The sequence below is a fragment of the Bacillus sp. FSL W7-1360 genome (genome assembly GCF_038592975.1).
Classification (GTDB): domain Bacteria; phylum Bacillota; class Bacilli; order Bacillales; family Bacillaceae_D; genus Shouchella; species Shouchella lonarensis.
This window is the reverse complement of sequence record NZ_CP151950.1, coordinates 1922408-1938777: the sequence shown is the minus strand read 5'-3', so window position 1 is coordinate 1938777 and position 16370 is coordinate 1922408. Positions and strand designations below refer to the sequence as shown.

The window sequence follows — 16370 nt, the reverse complement described above, 5'->3', positions numbered from 1 at the left end:
GTGTAAAGTTTGTTCTTACGTTTACGGGAAGGGCTGTCCTAATAACAGCCCGCGATCTCGTTTTGTCTATCTAACTTAAGTTGCTTTCCCCGTCGCAGAATCGTAGTAGTGTTTCAGTCATGTTACCGTCTCTTTATTACCGAATAAATAAAGCGGGGGCATTAAGCCCCCCCATGGTTGGTATTTTTTAACTAGTTCCCATAGTGCGTGCCGGGTATGGGCGTGTTCGCCGAAATTTGGTACCGGTATGTCTAGTACCTCTGACATGGTTTCTAGTAGCCCGCAAAATTCTTCGGCGTCAATCGCGGCGACTATGTCCGGGTATTCCGCTATGTCTTTTCCGTTCGTAGCAACTCCGCCGAATTTACCGCGTAGGATTTTTATATCTATTCCGCCGTTAGGCCAGAAGTACTCCCTATCTATTAGGTACTCGTATAGGTTTAAAATCCCGAAGCCTTCGTTTAGTCGGAAGCAGCCCAGGGCCCCGTTCCAGCCTGTTACGTCTTTTTTGTCTACTGCTACGAACGTTGTATACGTTATTTTTGGGGTGTAGTTGCTTACTGCTTCCGTATTCGTTGCTGCTGATGGGTAGTTCATGTTTACCGCCTCCGTATGTTTTACTTTAACTTACATACTTATTATATCATGATAATAATAGTATGTAAAGGTTTTTTGGAGATTTTTCTGATATTTATTTTGGCGTTTCTCCAAAAATATCGCCATGGCTGATGTGCCATTGTGGTAATGTTTTACATAAATAAAGCAGGGCACTAGGCCCCACTTTATCATTGGTATTCTTGAATCAGTTTAGTTATCTCGTTGAAGAATAAAACTTAGTTCGTGGGGGTTGTTTGGGTCTTGTCTTGTTAGTACGGATATAGTTCCCTTACTGTCCTGTAGCCCCTTAGTAGGGTTTAAGTTGAATCCCCATTCCAGGATGATCTTTTTTAGGTGGTCTTTACCCTCTTTTAGTTCCTTGATTTCTTCTCGTTTATACGGGATGTCCTTTGTTGTGCTCTCTAACCAGGCGAGGGAATCAATCATTTCTGTCCAGGTATAGTACATTTCCGCAAGTTCTTGTTGCTTTTCAGGGGTAAGATCCTCTAACACAGCGGTTGTTTCCTTTGTTTTCGAGATTTCTTGAGATATTTGTTCTTTCGCGATCAGTCTAATTTTGTGTGTAGTTTGTTCGTTTTCACTTAGCCGATCTGCCGCGCGTATCGCTGCCATAAAAAGATCATCTTCGCGCGGGATGGTTACCGCTTTAGCTAAGTAATTTCGTAAGTAATTGGGGTTTTTTAGTGAACTCATGAAGACGTTTTCCCCTTCTAGTATGATTCCCGATATAATATCGCCCAGGATATCGTCTGAGAAGTGGAGGTCTCTTTTTCCCACCGCCTCGTCACGTATAATTCGAGATAATGTATCGTTGGAGAACATTTTTGATCTCAGTTTTACTATTGCCGCCTCAGCGTATACCGCGTCTTCAAGACCTCGATTGAGTAATTCATTTTCCAACCATTTGGTTCTGGTTTCTGACCCAAGGCCATCGTATTTCGGTTTAGTCTTTGATTGTTCGATGAGTTTCCAGAATGTCTGCATATTCATTTGTTTACCGCCTCCGTATGTTTTACTTTAACTTACATACTTATTATATCATGATAATGATAGTATGTAAAGGTTTTTTGGAGATTTTTCTGATATTTATTTGCGGGTTTCCCAAAATAATAAAGAAGGGGCGCTAGGCACAGTCTGTCACAAGGCAAGAAAACCCACAGTTAGGAAAGGAAGCGCAGCTGAAATTTTGAAATGTTGAGGAAAAAATTTATTTGTTGGTTTATTTTCAAATGGATTATAATTTATCAATAGGTACCTTATATGATTACTGTTATATGATCACAAAATTAACCGAACGAACAAAAAACTTTACGACTTTATACGATTAAGAAAAACAATTAACACCTATAAAATGCTTTATTCGCTAAAAAACACTACTTTATCTTAGGTTATTATGTAATTTAAAGTCGCAAAAAGAAGATAACTTATTGTAGACACTGATCAATATTGTGTTAAACTTGCATTATAGAGTAACTTATCGTTAACAAAGAAATTCCTATTCGTTATGCTTTAGGTTAACTACATACTTTGTTTAGGGGGTGGTCAAAATGGTGTAGATTGAAGAAGTTCATGTGCATGCATTTGTTGACGTTGTGATTCTTGTTGTGGTATTATTTTGATACCATGACAAACATATAATAAGGGGGAAATTTTGGTCATGGTTATGAAATCGTTTTTAGCTTCTTTGTCAGTTTTGGTAATGTTTATGTTGGTTGCGCCTTCTTTTGCATCCGCTTCCACGGACGGTGTCCCGAACATGGAGTTAAAAAGGGACTTTGATGATCTCGGGAAATATGATGATGATATTATTGAAGAGCAAGGATGGAAACTTTGGACGATTAAACAGGCGTTAAGGCATGGAGGAGATATTCTAAGTAAAATCATCAAACCATTGAGTAAAAAGAATGCTAACCTGGTAAAAAAGTATTCTAAAAAAATGGCTGATGGTCTGGATAAATTCTCGACGAAATCTGAAAAAGCGATAGCTACAGGATTCGAGAAGGTGGGAATCCCTAAAAAAGCTGCAAAAACCTTGGCAAAGATTGTAGCTGGGTGGATCTTGTAAACGGTTAATAAAGAGCGTCCTGTTCTAAAGGGCGCTTTCTTCTAACATATAATACATAGTAAACGGAAGGGGAGAACAAAAAAATGTATAAAAAGGTACTTGGATATACGGCGGTACTCGCGGCAATCATATTGATGTATGTTGCAGCTATTTTTCTCGCGGGAACGTTTTTCACCTTTATTCCGTTTCTTGCAATTGAAGTAGACTCGTTTTTCTCACTGTTCTTTTTCAGTATTTTTATTGTCTTGTACGTTGTTGTTGCTGAGATTGTAAATATTTTTGTGCGTGTTTTTGATTCTTTTGGTATAGATTGGTTGTCAAAAGCATTCAGTAAAAATGGAACGGGTATATATATTCATGGGGGACTATCCTTCATATATATATATATCATCGAAATAAATTTTGAAGGCGTAAGAATTCCTGTCTATTCTCTTGTGCTCTTACACTTATGTTTGATGTTAGGAGTTTATTTCTTTTTTAGGAGGAAAATAAATGATGATATTGAATCAGATGACATGGAAGAAGAAAGGCATCAGATGAACAAATAGGAGCACTCCCCCTTGCAAAAGATATTTTCTAGCAGGGGGATTCTTTGTTAATGGCTAAAATATTTCTATTTGTAGCGTAGAAACGCTAAATATTCACGTAACAATCTGTTTTCTTCGTCTGAAAGACTGGAATGGCAACACTAAATTGGACAAATTTTTAGAGGGCTATCTTGTACTCAATCGGACTGTTATATCCAAGTGTACTGTGTAAACGTTTTGTGTTAAACCAATGGACATAATCTCGCTGCTCTCTATCGAGGTCACCCAGCGTCTCAAACACATATTGCCTGACAAATTCGGTCTTAATCGTCTTGAATGTCGCTTCTGCAACGGCATTATCATATGGACATCCTTTCATGCTCAAAGAGCGCTCGATGCCGAACGTATGAAGCGTTTGATCGATTAGTTTGTTCTTAAACTCTGATCCCCGATCTGTATGAAATAATCGTAGTTTGCGTAAGTCACCTGAAATAGATGCAAATGCTTTTGCCACAAGTGCTGCGTCTTTCTTGCGTCCACAACTTGACCCAATGATTTCACGATTGAATAGATCGACTAACACGCACATGTAATGAAACTGATTCCCGACACGTACATAGGTTAAATCGCTGACAATGACTTTCTTTTCTTCTTGTTGATCAAACTCACGATTCAACTCATTTGCCACGTTATCTTCATTACAAGGAGTACGCTGTGGCTTGTAGTTGGTGATTGTGTAAATGGAAACCAACCCCTGTTCACGCATCATTCGTGCGATGCGACGGCGTGAGACTCGAATGCCTTCTTTTTGTAAGGCGGCCTTCATCCTTCTTGTACCATAAGTACGACGATTATCGTGAAAAATATCGACGACACGAGCGGTGATTGGGTCTTCAGCTGGTCGTTCTTTTGACACATAGTAGTATGTGCTTCTTGGGAGTTGTAGGACGCGACACATTGCTGAAACTGAATATTTGTGACAATTTTGCTTGATCACATCTACTTGCGTCCTAGTATCAGCGCGGCTTGCTTTAAAATGTCATTCTCCATCTCAAGATACTTATTTCTCTTACGTAACTCAATCAGCTCGACTTCTTCAGGGCTGCGATTATCCTTTTCTTTGAAGGAACCTGATGTCTTGCTTTGTTTAATCCATTTATCTAGGGAAGATGGTGTGAGTTCATAGTCTCGAACAATTTCTGCTCGTGGTTTCCCATTGTGATATAGCTGGACCATTTGTGCCTTAAATTCAGCAGTAAACTGTCTTCTTGGACGTTTTTCCATCCATGATCATCTCCTTAACTGGTAGGGTTTGAGAAAGTGCGAGACCGGCGCAACTTGACATTGAGCCTCCACGGGCATGTTTTTCTCGCCAAGTGCCAAGCTATGGTGAAGCATTGGCTACACCACTAGCCTAACATGCCCGAACTCAATGTAAAGTCGCTTCGTTTGAAGTTTCCTAGTTTTTTGGATGATATCCCCTAAAACTGGATTCCTATCTCGCTACCCCTCATCATTATTGTCCAGTTAAGTGTAACCCATCCAGACTTGCGTCTGCCAAAGGAAGGGTGGCATTAACAGTACGACCCAATAAATAATCGGCTGACACGTTAAATGTATCACAAATTTTTATTAATGTAGATGTATCAGGGTTTCGGTTACCTGTCTCGTAACCCGACACAGACACCTTTGTTACTCCTAGCATTTGCCCAAGTTGTTCTTGTGTCAGTTTCCGTTGTTTTCTCAGTGAACGCAAGTGATCTGGTTTTATAGACATATGCAACTTCCTTTCCTTGAATCATCTTTTCTCCTTATTCTACTATATATTACTATGTATTACACTACCTGTTTACTATTTTACACAACATGGTTTGAATTTTCTTTTTGTTAAACCGAAATTCGAATCTAATCGACAAAAGTATATAAATTTTTTGCAAGGATTTATGCTTTTGATGACGAAAGTATAAACAAGCAGGGATCTCTGTGAGATTTTTGTAAAAATTACTAAGGAGGATGGGTATGTCCAAACATGTTTCACCCTTAGAATTGGATGTAGTACGCACAATAACACCACAGACCCAACAAGTGTTGCAAGACATGGGGTTATGGGAGAATGGAGATGTGTGGACGCCATCCATCATGTGGGAGTTGGCTAGAGGCGAAGACTCTGATGGCGTTAAGATGTATGAAAAAATCTGCTTTGAACAAGTAATTCTTTCTGTTCGAAAGATGGCGAAAGGCCGCATTGTACCACTGATGAACGAATATGTGCTTGCTTTGGAAGGTGAAGGAGAAAGCCGAGAGTATGTAAAAGACGCTTTTGAATACGCAATGTTATTCGAACAAAAAACTGTATTGAAAAAACTTGTTGAGAGATTCCGCAAAAGCATGGATTTGGAAGAGTGGGGGACTGTCTATGATTTGATGTTGGAAGTATTAGAAGGCTCGTTATCGGAAAAAGGCATCATCCGTAAATCCCGTGATGCGGTGGGACATGTTTATGAAACTGTTTTGAAGACGCGTCTGGAGCTGTTGGAAATGTTCGCATATGAACGACTTGGTTATCCCGAAAAATCCGTGTCGCTCATTGACCATCTTCCAGAACAGTTTTTACGTATTAAGCCAGGATTCACAAAGAGTGTATTGGCTAGTCGTGCTATGCTCTGCATAGCAAATTCACTGCTCTATGTAAAGGGTAATATAGGGCAGGCTGAGAAATATTACTCAAATGTGTTGGATAATAGTATGACTCCTGAAGCGGTTCGTGCGTATGCTCACCATGGCTTGGCGTTGGCAACTTTGTATAAAGAAGGTGGTGGATTGCCACACCTAGAAAAAGCAATTGACTACGCAGAGCGGTTAGGATTGAATGATTATCGAGATCGCCTAAAGAAAAACGACTACCCGTTTTTACGAAATGTCTCCGGCGAACAGTTTGATGTAGAGGGCGTGGACGTTGAAGAACAGATCCATCAGTATGTTGTACGCGGGGAATGTGAACGAGCACTTGTGATGATTAAGGAATTGGAGTCACAAGGTAGAGATACAGCTTTGTTGGAATACTACAAGGGTAAGGCGACTAAAGATAAGAATGTGCTAGCATATGCTTTGAAACGGTTGGAGGTTGAGAATCAAGCTTTCTTACTTCCGCTTATCAAGGAAGAAATGGGGATTCCAGTTTAAAACACAAGGAGGGGTATTATGAAAGCGATTAAGGGTGTTTGTGTTATTATGGTTGTGGCAAGTCTTGCTTTTGTGAGTGCTGGATCCAATGGAGTATCAGAGGCATCTAATCCCGGCTTTTCAGTAGATGCTTCTGCAGGAGATGTTATGCCTTTAGGTCCTACTGTGCCCGGGCAAGCCTAAGATTTTTTGCGCTTATAGTCACAAGCTGGTCAGGGGGCTTCTCGCCCTCTTTTTAATGTGCTATAATACAAGTGTCACCGCCTAGGTGATTTACGGTATAGGGAGGGCTTTTGCCCTTCTCTTTTTGTTTTAATAGGAAGCTTGTTGCGCTAGTAATTTCATTGTGATATATTAAATGCACATCACATTTACCTTTATATATATGAATGATGTATTCATCCAGTGGGCTGCTCCTTGTTGCAAGGGGTGGTTTTTTGGTTATAATACCCAGCTAATAACCATATATATCCATTGAATAGAACAAAAGACATCCGCCTAATGTAAATATATGGAAATAAAATGATTCCATATGTAGAAATATGTCCTTATTTGACAGAAAAAATAGAAAAGTTATTGTTTACAATAGGTCAAAAGTCCTATACTATAGAAACTGTAATACTATCACAATGTTAAAGGATGTGTTGCATAACGAATAGTCGCAAAGTCGTATGGTTTTATGTGTAGAGGTTGCATTGGGTATAAAAAACAGAAAGGGTGACTGAAAGAATGAAAAAGGTAATACTGGCAAGCTTGTCCTCTCTTTTGCTTTTTAGCGCGGTTGTTCCCACTTTAGCAGATGCTAAAAATAATGCACAAAATCAAGATGTGGTGGCGATTCAACGTACTTATGATATCAACTTGGCACAAACACAAAAAGGGTACGAGCTTTCTCGAGATGAAGCGCGGGTAAATGCTAAGCTCAAAATTATTGCGGCACTTCTTCGGGCTGGTGGATGGGCGTTGGAAAAGGCTTTACGTCCATTTAGCAAGAAAAACGCCGACCTTGTTTTAAAATATCGGCACAAAATTGCTGATGTTTTGGAAGAGATCGAGACAGTTTCAGAGATGGCTTTAACACAGGCATTACGAAAAGCAGGAATTGCTAAGAAAGACGCAGAAGCCATTGCTAAGGTTATTATCTGGATTGTTCTTTAGAGTATAGTTTGGAAGAATACACCACTCATTTATTACATAGTATAATAGTGAGTGGTGTACTTTATCTTTGGAGGTTATTATATTGAACAAAGAGCGTCTTCTTATGTTTTTGGTTCTTGTTTCTATTGTAGTTTTTATTGGGATTGTTTGTGCTGCAGTGGTGTATTTTTTAAGTATGGTCTTTGGCGTCAAATTGATTAGTCTGCCCTATTTTTTGTTAGCATTTTTTATTTCGTTTTTAATTTTAGTGCCATTGAGCGTTGTTCTTGAAACTTATCTAAAAGTAAACAAGAACTACACTCATTTTTTTATTGTCTGGTCGGAAATTATACAATTCCTGCTTTTTGTTGTCGTGTTACATATTATAAATGACCACTTCCATTTAAGTGTGCATAAATCTTTTTTTATGGAGGTGCTTTTTTATTTTACATTGTATGTACTACTATGGGGAGGGGCGCTATTCGGGAAACACGTTGACAATAAAGACAAAATAATTAGTTGATCATCCAGAAAATTACATATTTTTCAATGATGTATAAGTGCATGACAAAACATGACGGCATCCCCTAAGAATTACGCGCAATGTGAAATAAATTGTCGCACGAAAAATGGGAAACAAGGAAGGAAAAGGGGGTTTTACAGTCGAAAACGTAAAGGAAAGACAAAATTAGGGGAGGTCAAATGTTTTGGCAATAGAATATGCTGGATTGTTTGGTGGCGATACTCTTCGTAGGATCACGAAGGAAACAGAAGAGCGGCTAAAGCAGATGAATTTATGGGGCAACGGTAAGGAATGGACACCAGCACTAATGCGCCAGCTTGCGCGTGAAGAAGTGAATGCGTTTTCTTTTGAGCAAGTAGCGTATTCTGTGAAAAAGATGGCAAAGCCACGAATGATAGAATTGATGAATGAATACACGTTATCTCTGCATTCCCTGCCACATGTCAAGGATTCATTTGAATACGCGGCGGTTTTTCAGCAACGGGACATTTTACATCAACTTATTGAACGTTATCAAGATGACGAACGTTTGACGGAATGGATAGATGTGCACCGTTTAGTGTTGTTGGTCCTTGAGGATCAATTCACTTACGAGGAGATCATTGATGAGGCGCGGAACCTTGATGTTAGTGTGAAAGAATCTGTTTTGAAGGTGCGTTTGAAGATATTAGTTACAAATGCATACGCCCAATTGGGTAAATTTGAAAAGATGTTTTTATTGCTTCAAGGCTTGGTAGATGACTTCGGGGAGATTGAAACAAGCTATACAAAAAGTTCGTTGGCGAGTCGCACATTGTTATTGGTAGGTAACTACTATCTGTACGGCAAGGGAGATGTGGACAACGCAGAAAATAATTATTTAGCGGTGACAGTAAACGAAGCAACACCAGAAGCGGCAAAGGTTGCCCCGAATCATGGATTAGGATTGATCATGATGTGCAAAGGGGATCGTAAGCAGTGTTCATATTATTTTGGTGAAGCAATCCGGATTGCAAAAGAGACGGGGCAGCACGTTTATCAAGAGTGTTTAAAGCGTGAATATTATCCGTTTGCGCGAAATATACTTGGAGAAACATTTGATGTGGTAGGAATTAACCCAGAAGAGCAGGCGCATCAACTCATTGTTCGCGGTGAGTATGAGAAAGCGCTGCGCGTGATAGAAGAAATGGAAGGATCAGGAAAGCGCGACCCTTTGCTCGTTTGGTATAAAGGGAAGGCTACAAGGAAGAAAGAACTCTTGTTATCCGCAATAGAACAACTTGAACAAAGCCGCTATGTGTTTTTAGCGTCACTTGTTCGAAAAGACTGGTAGAGGGGGAGATTTTAATGAGGACAACGAAACGCTTCTTGTGTATTACTGTGATTGTTCTTGGGTTGGCTTCTTTGGGTGGTCAAGTAAGTGCGGAGGTTCAGCAATCGGGACCAGGAATGCCAGAAATCAAGTCACATGCCAATTATAAATAGTATATTGCTTTTTCCGATAAGGGGGCTTCGAGCCCTTTTTTTAATTGTCTATTTACCCACTACTTATGTAAATTAATGGTAAATATGCTACACTAATGGTAATTCAGTGTAGCTCATTGATCTTGTACCTCGATCATGATATATTTTTGTTGCAATGTTATTTAATTCATTTTTAAGCAACAACAAAAGGGGGGGGAGGGCTATTGGAATTAGCTGATAAAGTGATAGACGCCATAGAGAAGAAGGGCATGACACAAGCAAAGGTTTCTGCTGCGTTAGGGTGGCATAGGTCTGTTTTGTGGAGATTTTTAAATGGGGGATCTCTCTATTTCCATAATGCTGTTCATTTATCCAAACACCTATTTGGAGAGAATTGGCTAGAAGTTATAGATGAATATTGTTTGACGCTAGATACGGATATGGGTATATTAAGTGCTTTTGAATATGCGTCTACCCACGATAGGCAACCTCTCATTGCGAGTTTGAGTAAACTTCATAAGAACAAAAAAGCGGAAATCCAGCGTTGGGTCTCTGTATATAAAGTACATGGAGAGGGTGCGTCTGAAGAAGCATTAGATATATTACGTGATATATATGGGAAAATCTTGTCAAAAGAAGTTAGAATAAAAGTGTTGTTGACAAAAGCTAAAATTTACTATGAAGACGGAGAATTGACTACGGCGGAAGCGCTCGTAAAAGCAGCTATACCTAAGATCAAGGATTTGAAAGTGAAGAATTCCTTTGTAAAACAATCATTGATGGTTGCAGCTAATGCTTTTTATGAGGATATTAAACTTTTGATTAGCTATGATACTGCTGGTGCGATTGAATGTGCAGATGAAGTAATAGCCAGTTGTGCATCAAGTGGGAAAATGGTAGCTAAGGCGTGGCGTGTCAAAGGTTTGGCATGTATGTATGATGATTTCGATGAAAGTATTAGTTGTTTGGAAAAGGCAGCTAATATTTATGGGGAAAATGAATTATTCGATATCAGGGATGAAATCATACGTGTTGATATACCTTTTGTGAAAAATGTCAACAAGAAAGTATTTTACGATGATAATGATATAGTTAAGGAAGAACTAGCACACCAGTACATTGTTCGTGGTGAACATGAAGAAGCATTGCGAGTGCTTGATTCTCTTGGGGAACCGAATGCAATTTCAGATTTTTACCGTTCCATGGCTACAAGAGATTTTAAAGGTATTATAAGTGCTTATCAACAACTCTTAATTTCAGGTAAAGCATATTATGTACATTTGGGCAAACGGGAAATAGTAGCAATTTATGATGAAAAGCTAATGAGCTGTTAAAGGGGATGAAATTGCATTGGATAAATCAGAGAAAAAGACACCGGTGGAAGGTGTTTTTTTAGGAAGAGTAAATCGAGAAGGAGACGTTGTGGTTTCCGATGTATTGACATCAAGCGATGTTGCAAAACATTACGATAATTTTTTGAAGTGTGAGTTTCGTCATAAGGTGCGTGCAGTAAATGATTTACCAGATAAGCATATAAAGGAAGGCGACACTCTTTACTTTGATAAAGGGAAGGAACCGCTTATCGAAAGTACTGTTATCGTAAAAATACGCAACGATGGGGAAGGGTACGTTGATAATTATACAGGTCAGAAATACGAGGCTTGTGTTTGTTATATAGAAAAAAGAAAGAGGTAAAAAACTCGCCACGTATTCTGCCACCTGTCGCCACTTAGGTGGCGGATAGGTGGCGAACTTTTGCCCAATCCTGATTTCAGAGGGAGATACGAGGTTTTTACGTGTAAAAAAAGTGCCTTAAAATAAGGGATGAGCGGAGATGATTACGGAGTTTCCTTCTCTGGCAGCGTGGAGGTCAGGGGTTCGATCCCCCTAGGCTCCATATTGGGAAACCCTTGTGTGACGGGGGTTTTTATGTTTTTTAAGGAGCATTCAGGGGAGCGAGAAAGGATCATTGATACGAATTTGATACGAATGCACTTTGATTTTTAAGCCGTTTCATGCATCTCTTTTGTTTTGATACGAATTGATACGAAGCTAATCTTCTTGGTAGAAGCTATCGCCAAACGCCTCGGCAGTGTCTTTCTGCATATTAGGTAACAAATGACTATAACAATCGAGGGTGATTCGGATATTAGCATGTCCTAATCGCTCGGAAACGATCTTGGGATTCACACCTTGCTTTAAAAGCATGCTTGCATGTGTGTGACGAAGATCATGGTATTTTATCCTTTTGACGTCTGCTTTTTTGATAGCCTTATAAAAGTCACGTAGTAAATTTCTCGGTGACAGAAAGGTTCCTATGCTAGTTCGAATAACAAGACCTGAATCTTTGTAAGTTTTCCCGCTTGCTTTTTTCTCCGCCTCATACTTTTCTTTCAATGCCAGAACTTTTCTCATAGTTCGTTTGTCTACGGATACCGAGCGGTTCCCTGCTTGTGTTTTCGCTCCTTTTTTAAAAGCCTTTCCGGTGTTCTCTAAAGTTTGTACTATACGGAAGGTCGAGTTTTTTTCATCGACATCGATAAAACGTAATCCTAAAACCTCTCCTTTACGCATGCCAGTTGTAAGTGAGATAAGGAAAGCCTCATAGTATCGTGATTCTTTTGCTGCTTCTAAGAACTTTTTTACCTCTGTTTCGTCCCACACCTTTACTTCGTTTTTAGTAACTTTTGGTGTTTCCACTACGTTTGCGGGATTTTTTAGGAGCATCTCCCATTGTACCGCTTTATTCAATGAGCTTTTAATAAGTGTGTGTAGGCGCCGAATGTTTCCCTCACTAAGTCGATTCTCGGCTTTTAGCTCATTGTATAAGGATTGTATATCTCTTGGTGATAGTTCCGCAAGCTCCATATGTCCTAGGTGTGGGATTACGAACTTCTCAATAAAGTACGTATATTGTTCAAACGTGCTGTTTTGGATATTCATTTTCTTATCTTCTAACCACGATGTGATGAAATCTTTATATGATGTTTTGCTAGGTTGAACATACACCCCTTTGTTCATAGCATTTTGTGCTTCCATCATCGCTGCTTCCGCTTCTTTTTTAGTTTTAAATCCACGTTTCAGCTTTTTCTTGTACTTCCCGTTTTCCTTGTAATTAAATGAGTAGTACCACTTGTTTTTCTTTGCTGTTTCATCTTTGTAAGCTGGCACTGTCATCACCTCTGTGAAGTAGTTATTTTTAATGGTATCGCACCAAGTCAATAATGACAATAAAAAAGGTAACAAAAAAGATCAAGATAAGTAATAAAAAGGTAACGATTTGGATGATCTGCCCGTTTATAACCGTGCTACAATTGTATCATCGCGACAGATAGCGGTCGAATACGTTACAGCATCCGTTAACCGCATCCGTGGTTTAGCGGGTGCTTTTTGGCGTACACAATCATCAAGGAGACACAACAACATGAGAAAACAACTAGAGCTAAACAACATCTACCACAATGACTGCATCGAGGGCATGCGCATGATAGCTGATGGGTCTATTGACATGATTTTATGTGACTTACCGTACGGGGTGACTGGTAATGATTGGGACTCGAAGGTTCCTCTGTTCAAACTGTGGGATCAATACCGGAGGGTTATTAAAGACAACGGGGCAATCATATTGACGGCTATAGAACCGTTTACAAGCGAATTAATTATGAGCAATGCTAAAATGTTTAGATATTGTTTGATATGGGACAAAAAGTTAAAAACAGGATTCTTGAATGCGAAAAAAATACCACTACGACAACATGAGAATATACTAGTTTTTTACAGGGCTTTACCCACATACAACCCACAAATGACACAGGGCAAGACTTACAAGACGCATGGTCCGTCTCAAACGGCGGGAAATTATGGAGGTATCAAGGGTACGTTGACAGATAATGAAACAGGCGAGCGTTACCCAACAACAATTTTGGAGATACCGCAAGTGCGAGTAAAGGGTGGTCATCCCAATCAAAAGCCGATTGCTTTATTTGAGTACTTAATCAAGACGTACACAAACGAGGGTGATACGGTGCTAGATAACTGCATGGGGTCAGGCACTACAGCGGTAGCCGCTAAGCAATTAAACCGTAACTATATTGGCTTTGATACTAATAGTGAGTATGTCGATATGGCACAACAGCGTGTGGAGTCGGCAGTGTGGGGATCGTCATTGTAAGTAAGACATCGAATCAAGCAGCATCCGCTTATGTGGGTGTTTTTGACGTACAAAACTGTGTATTACAGAGAGGTGGCAATGACAGTGGAGATCAAAGCAAATAAAGTGATCGAGCTAAGCGAGATAAAGATAGACAAGCGATATGGCAAACGCAGAGCAATGTACAAGGCTTTAAGTATTATAGCTAATTGCACGCTGTGGATTGTCATGTTACTGTGCGCATACAAGGTATCTGTCTGGCTAGGTGGTGCACTGTCCATAGTGTTAGCTACTCTCATAGTAACTGCTTTGTGGATTGAGCGACAAGATCGTAAGGTGAGAGAGTATGAGCTACATGACCAAGGAAGATAAGCGGCGCTTTTATAAGTCCACGCCATGGAAGCATAAGAGACTCGAAGCACTAGAGCGTGACAACTACGAGTGCCAAGAGTGCAAGCGTCAAGGGAGATACCACAAGGGTGAGCAAGTACATCACATTAAAGAGATTTATCACCATCCAGAGATGGCACTGGAACTAGATAATCTTGAGACGTTATGTATTAGATGCCACAACGCGGAGCACGGACGTACAACAGACAAATTTGTGGAGCGTAAAGGAGAAAAATGGGATCACGATGAAAAATGGTAATCGACTGAAACCCTTGGTATAACTGGATTTCCTTACATACTCCCCCGGTCAAAAGTTTTGGTTAATTGTCAGACAATTAGGGACCGAGGAGGGTGGTCGATTCCGTAGATTTTTGAGGTTTTTTCACGTTAGGGGGTGGTTATTTTGACTGTAGATATTAAAAAATTACAAGAACAACTCATGAATAAGATTGATGAAGCTGATTTAGTGCAAGTTGAAAAAGTTGAACGCTATATTGATTTGGTTGACTCTTTAAAAAGGGTGACTGAAACTATAAAGCGTGAAGGGGAATCAGTAACGACTAAGAACGGAGCGCAAGAATTTACTAAAGCGCATCCGCTAATCAGCGAGCGCAATAAGATTAACGCATCTTTGTTAAGCATTGAAAAGTCATTCGGATTTGTGGTCGGGGGGGATGACGATGAAGACAGTGGTATCCTATGATTTCGCATCCGTATGTTGATGATTATATAAGTCTTTACGAAACAGGAAAAATCAAATTTAACAAAGAGCGTCGGCAATTAATCAATTATTTGCGTGAGCATGTTTTTGTCAGAAATGACCTTTACTTTGATGACCAACAAATAGATCAGTGTGTGAGATACATCGAAAAATGGTACTTTCCGTTACAGCCATTTCAAAAGTTCATCATCGCTTTTTTCTTTTTGGTGAACAAAAAGACAGGACGCTTACACTACCGCCGCTATCTAATAATGATGGGGCGCGGTGGCGGTAAGAATGGTCTGATATCAGGTCTTACTAACTACTTAAACAGCGAGCTACACGGCATAAGAGAATATCATATCTCTATTGTGGCGAACAGCGAAGAACAAGCAAAAACATCATTTGAAGAAATATACAATGTGATCGACGCAAACAAGGCTTTGCAAAAGTCATTTTACTTAACAAAGTTAAAAATAACAAATAAGAAAACGCAGAGCACGCTTAGGTTTCGGACGTCTAATGCTAATACAAAAGATGGCGGTCGTGAAGGTGCTGTTGTTTTTGACGAGATACACGAGTATGCAGATCGTAAGACTGTGAACGTTTTTAAAAGTGGTCTAGGAAAGAAGAAATATCCACGTGAAATCTATATCGGGACAGATGGATTTTTACGGGAAGGTTTTTTGGATACCATGAAAGAGCGAGCAAGGGAAGTTTTAAAGGGAGAAAAACCAAACTCTAATCTATTTCCATTTATTTGTAAATTGGACAAGAAAGAGCAAGTGCATGATGTGGAGAGCTGGGAACTGGCTAATCCGATGTTTTGCCATCCGCGCGGGGAGTATGCACAAAACTTACTCGAAACGGTTTTAGAAGAGTACGAAGAAATCGGAGAAGATGCATCTGCTCGCGAAGAGTTTATGACTAAGCGCATGAACATGCCGGAGGTCAACCTTGAAAGGTCAGTTGCATTGTGGGAAGACGTACAGGCTACAGACCGCCCTTTCCCTGTATTGGCGCATCGTGAGTGTATTGGTGGTCTGGATTTCGCGGAGATCAAGGACTTTGCCGCTGTGGGATTGCTTTTTAAAGTTGGGGATGAATACATTTGGAAAACTCATTCCTTTGTTCGCCGGGGATTTTTAGAAGCAAAAACATTGAAGGTGCCTATATATGAATGGGAAGAAAAAGGGTTACTAACAATTGTGGAAGGTCCCGTCATTGAAGTATCCCACGTCGTTGAATGGTTCGTGAAAATGCGCGAAAGTTACGGACTCAGAAAGATCATTGTGGATACATTCCGTTTAAGTCTTGTAAAATCGGCGCTTGAAGCGGAAGGTTTCGAGATAGAGTATATACGCAATCCGAAAGCAATACACTCGTGGGTTGCACCTAAAGTGGATACGATATTCGCTAAAAGACAGCTTGTTTTTGGTGACAATCCGTTGATGAGATGGTACACCAATAATGTTTATGTGCACACGAGAAAGGACGGGAACAAGGAATATTTAAAGAAGGACGAGTACCGACGAAAGACAGACGGTTTTCAAGCGCTCATCCATGCGCTTTGGAAAGCTGATGAGCTGGAGGAAGCCACAGAATTTATGCTAGGAAGCATCGACTTTTAAGGA

At 39.9% G+C, this 16370-nt stretch carries 19 protein-coding genes; 14 read left to right on the top strand and 5 right to left on the bottom strand.

Annotated elements, in window-relative coordinates:
• Positions 1 to 117: 117 nt before the first annotated feature.
• Together NSQ26_RS09995 and NSQ26_RS09990 are read right to left on the bottom strand one after the other, a co-directional pair.
• The gene (locus NSQ26_RS09995) at positions 118 to 597 is read right to left on the bottom strand and encodes a hypothetical protein (protein ID WP_499718047.1); all 480 of its coding nucleotides are present in this window, start codon (positions 595 to 597) and stop codon (positions 118 to 120) included.
• A gap of 210 nt (positions 598 to 807) precedes the next feature.
• Complete coding sequence (locus NSQ26_RS09990; RefSeq protein WP_499718046.1) at positions 808 to 1608, bottom strand: DUF4240 domain-containing protein; 801 nt, start codon at positions 1606 to 1608, stop codon at positions 808 to 810.
• Positions 1609 to 2275: 667 nt separating this feature from the next.
• Between NSQ26_RS09990 and NSQ26_RS09985 the strand changes: the two genes are divergently transcribed.
• Both NSQ26_RS09985 and NSQ26_RS09980 read left to right on the top strand, forming a co-directional pair.
• Complete coding sequence (locus NSQ26_RS09985; RefSeq protein WP_499718045.1) at positions 2276 to 2683, top strand: YqxI family protein; 408 nt, start codon at positions 2276 to 2278, stop codon at positions 2681 to 2683.
• 83 nt (positions 2684 to 2766) lie between these two features.
• Positions 2767 to 3231 carry a hypothetical protein gene (locus tag NSQ26_RS09980; protein WP_499718044.1) on the top strand — a complete coding sequence of 155 codons (465 nt, stop codon included), beginning with the start codon at positions 2767 to 2769 and terminating at the stop codon, positions 3229 to 3231.
• 157 nt (positions 3232 to 3388) lie between these two features.
• On the opposite strand, the gene NSQ26_RS09975 is transcribed toward NSQ26_RS09980, so the two are convergent.
• Together NSQ26_RS09975 and NSQ26_RS09970 are read right to left on the bottom strand one after the other, a co-directional pair.
• Positions 3389 to 4494 (bottom strand): IS3 family transposase gene (locus NSQ26_RS09975; RefSeq protein ID WP_499718015.1). Its coding sequence is split into 2 segments (ribosomal slippage): positions 3389 to 4245 and positions 4245 to 4494, totalling 1107 coding nucleotides; the frame shifts between segments, so codons are not numbered across the junction.
• Between the two features lie 232 nt (positions 4495 to 4726).
• A complete protein-coding gene (locus NSQ26_RS09970) occupies positions 4727 to 4987 on the bottom strand; it encodes a helix-turn-helix domain-containing protein (RefSeq protein ID WP_499718043.1) in 261 nt (86 codons plus the stop codon).
• A gap of 242 nt (positions 4988 to 5229) precedes the next feature.
• Here NSQ26_RS09970 and NSQ26_RS09965 point away from each other — a divergent pair, with 242 nt between their 5' ends.
• The 8 genes from NSQ26_RS09965 to NSQ26_RS09930 all read left to right on the top strand — a co-directional run bounded on the left by NSQ26_RS09965 (position 5230) and on the right by NSQ26_RS09930 (position 11191).
• On the top strand, positions 5230 to 6393 hold the full coding sequence (locus tag NSQ26_RS09965) for an AimR family lysis-lysogeny pheromone receptor (protein WP_499718042.1): 1164 nt from the start codon (positions 5230 to 5232) through the stop codon (positions 6391 to 6393).
• A gap of 18 nt (positions 6394 to 6411) precedes the next feature.
• Complete coding sequence (locus NSQ26_RS09960) at positions 6412 to 6576, top strand: hypothetical protein (RefSeq protein WP_499718041.1); 165 nt, start codon at positions 6412 to 6414, stop codon at positions 6574 to 6576.
• A gap of 546 nt (positions 6577 to 7122) precedes the next feature.
• Positions 7123 to 7551 carry a YqxI family protein gene (locus NSQ26_RS09955; protein WP_499718040.1) on the top strand — a complete coding sequence of 143 codons (429 nt, stop codon included), beginning with the start codon at positions 7123 to 7125 and terminating at the stop codon, positions 7549 to 7551.
• 82 nt (positions 7552 to 7633) lie between these two features.
• The gene (locus NSQ26_RS09950) at positions 7634 to 8053 is read left to right on the top strand and encodes a hypothetical protein (RefSeq protein WP_499718039.1); all 420 of its coding nucleotides are present in this window, start codon (positions 7634 to 7636) and stop codon (positions 8051 to 8053) included.
• Positions 8054 to 8237: 184 nt separating this feature from the next.
• Complete coding sequence (locus tag NSQ26_RS09945; RefSeq protein WP_499718038.1) at positions 8238 to 9365, top strand: AimR family lysis-lysogeny pheromone receptor; 1128 nt, start codon at positions 8238 to 8240, stop codon at positions 9363 to 9365.
• 14 nt (positions 9366 to 9379) lie between these two features.
• Positions 9380 to 9517, top strand: coding sequence for a hypothetical protein (locus tag NSQ26_RS09940; RefSeq protein WP_499718037.1), 138 nt, complete (start codon positions 9380 to 9382; stop codon positions 9515 to 9517).
• Positions 9518 to 9720: 203 nt separating this feature from the next.
• Positions 9721 to 10830 carry an AimR family lysis-lysogeny pheromone receptor gene (locus NSQ26_RS09935; RefSeq protein ID WP_499718036.1) on the top strand — a complete coding sequence of 370 codons (1110 nt, stop codon included), beginning with the start codon at positions 9721 to 9723 and terminating at the stop codon, positions 10828 to 10830.
• A gap of 16 nt (positions 10831 to 10846) precedes the next feature.
• Positions 10847 to 11191 carry a hypothetical protein gene (locus NSQ26_RS09930; protein ID WP_499718035.1) on the top strand — a complete coding sequence of 115 codons (345 nt, stop codon included), beginning with the start codon at positions 10847 to 10849 and terminating at the stop codon, positions 11189 to 11191.
• A 357-nt stretch (positions 11192 to 11548) separates the two neighbouring features.
• Here the strand turns inward: NSQ26_RS09930 and NSQ26_RS09925 are convergent, their stop codons facing one another.
• Positions 11549 to 12742, bottom strand: coding sequence for a site-specific integrase (locus tag NSQ26_RS09925; RefSeq protein ID WP_499718034.1), 1194 nt, complete (start codon positions 12740 to 12742; stop codon positions 11549 to 11551).
• Positions 12743 to 12920: 178 nt separating this feature from the next.
• Here NSQ26_RS09925 and NSQ26_RS09920 point away from each other — a divergent pair, with 178 nt between their 5' ends.
• From NSQ26_RS09920 to NSQ26_RS09905, 4 genes are all read left to right on the top strand, one after another.
• The gene (locus tag NSQ26_RS09920) at positions 12921 to 13667 is read left to right on the top strand and encodes a DNA-methyltransferase (RefSeq protein WP_499718033.1); all 747 of its coding nucleotides are present in this window, start codon (positions 12921 to 12923) and stop codon (positions 13665 to 13667) included.
• A gap of 325 nt (positions 13668 to 13992) precedes the next feature.
• Positions 13993 to 14295 (top strand): HNH endonuclease, encoded by a 303-nt coding sequence (locus NSQ26_RS09915; RefSeq protein ID WP_499718032.1) that lies wholly within the window; start codon positions 13993 to 13995, stop codon positions 14293 to 14295.
• Positions 14296 to 14439: 144 nt separating this feature from the next.
• On the top strand, positions 14440 to 14739 hold the full coding sequence (locus tag NSQ26_RS09910) for a P27 family phage terminase small subunit (RefSeq protein WP_499718031.1): 300 nt from the start codon (positions 14440 to 14442) through the stop codon (positions 14737 to 14739).
• The gene (locus NSQ26_RS09905) at positions 14736 to 16367 is read left to right on the top strand and encodes a terminase TerL endonuclease subunit (RefSeq protein WP_499718030.1); all 1632 of its coding nucleotides are present in this window, start codon (positions 14736 to 14738) and stop codon (positions 16365 to 16367) included. Before NSQ26_RS09910 ends, NSQ26_RS09905 begins: the two co-directional genes overlap by 4 nt.
• Positions 16368 to 16370: the final 3 nt, after the last annotated feature.

Coding starts and splice junctions, on each gene's coding strand:
- NSQ26_RS09920 (WP_499718033.1), top strand. CDS start 12,921: ATGAGAAAACAACTAGAGCTAAACAACATCTACCACAATGACTGCATC.
- NSQ26_RS09905 (WP_499718030.1), top strand. CDS start 14,736: ATGATTTCGCATCCGTATGTTGATGATTATATAAGTCTTTACGAAACA.
- NSQ26_RS09985 (WP_499718045.1), top strand. CDS start 2,276: ATGGTTATGAAATCGTTTTTAGCTTCTTTGTCAGTTTTGGTAATGTTT.
- NSQ26_RS09915 (WP_499718032.1), top strand. CDS start 13,993: ATGAGCTACATGACCAAGGAAGATAAGCGGCGCTTTTATAAGTCCACG.
- NSQ26_RS09965 (WP_499718042.1), top strand. CDS start 5,230: ATGTCCAAACATGTTTCACCCTTAGAATTGGATGTAGTACGCACAATA.
- NSQ26_RS09960 (WP_499718041.1), top strand. CDS start 6,412: ATGAAAGCGATTAAGGGTGTTTGTGTTATTATGGTTGTGGCAAGTCTT.
- NSQ26_RS09990 (WP_499718046.1), bottom strand. CDS start 1,608: ATGAATATGCAGACATTCTGGAAACTCATCGAACAATCAAAGACTAAA.
- NSQ26_RS09955 (WP_499718040.1), top strand. CDS start 7,123: ATGAAAAAGGTAATACTGGCAAGCTTGTCCTCTCTTTTGCTTTTTAGC.
- NSQ26_RS09995 (WP_499718047.1), bottom strand. CDS start 597: ATGAACTACCCATCAGCAGCAACGAATACGGAAGCAGTAAGCAACTAC.
- NSQ26_RS09940 (WP_499718037.1), top strand. CDS start 9,380: ATGAGGACAACGAAACGCTTCTTGTGTATTACTGTGATTGTTCTTGGG.
- NSQ26_RS09980 (WP_499718044.1), top strand. CDS start 2,767: ATGTATAAAAAGGTACTTGGATATACGGCGGTACTCGCGGCAATCATA.
- NSQ26_RS09970 (WP_499718043.1), bottom strand. CDS start 4,987: ATGTCTATAAAACCAGATCACTTGCGTTCACTGAGAAAACAACGGAAA.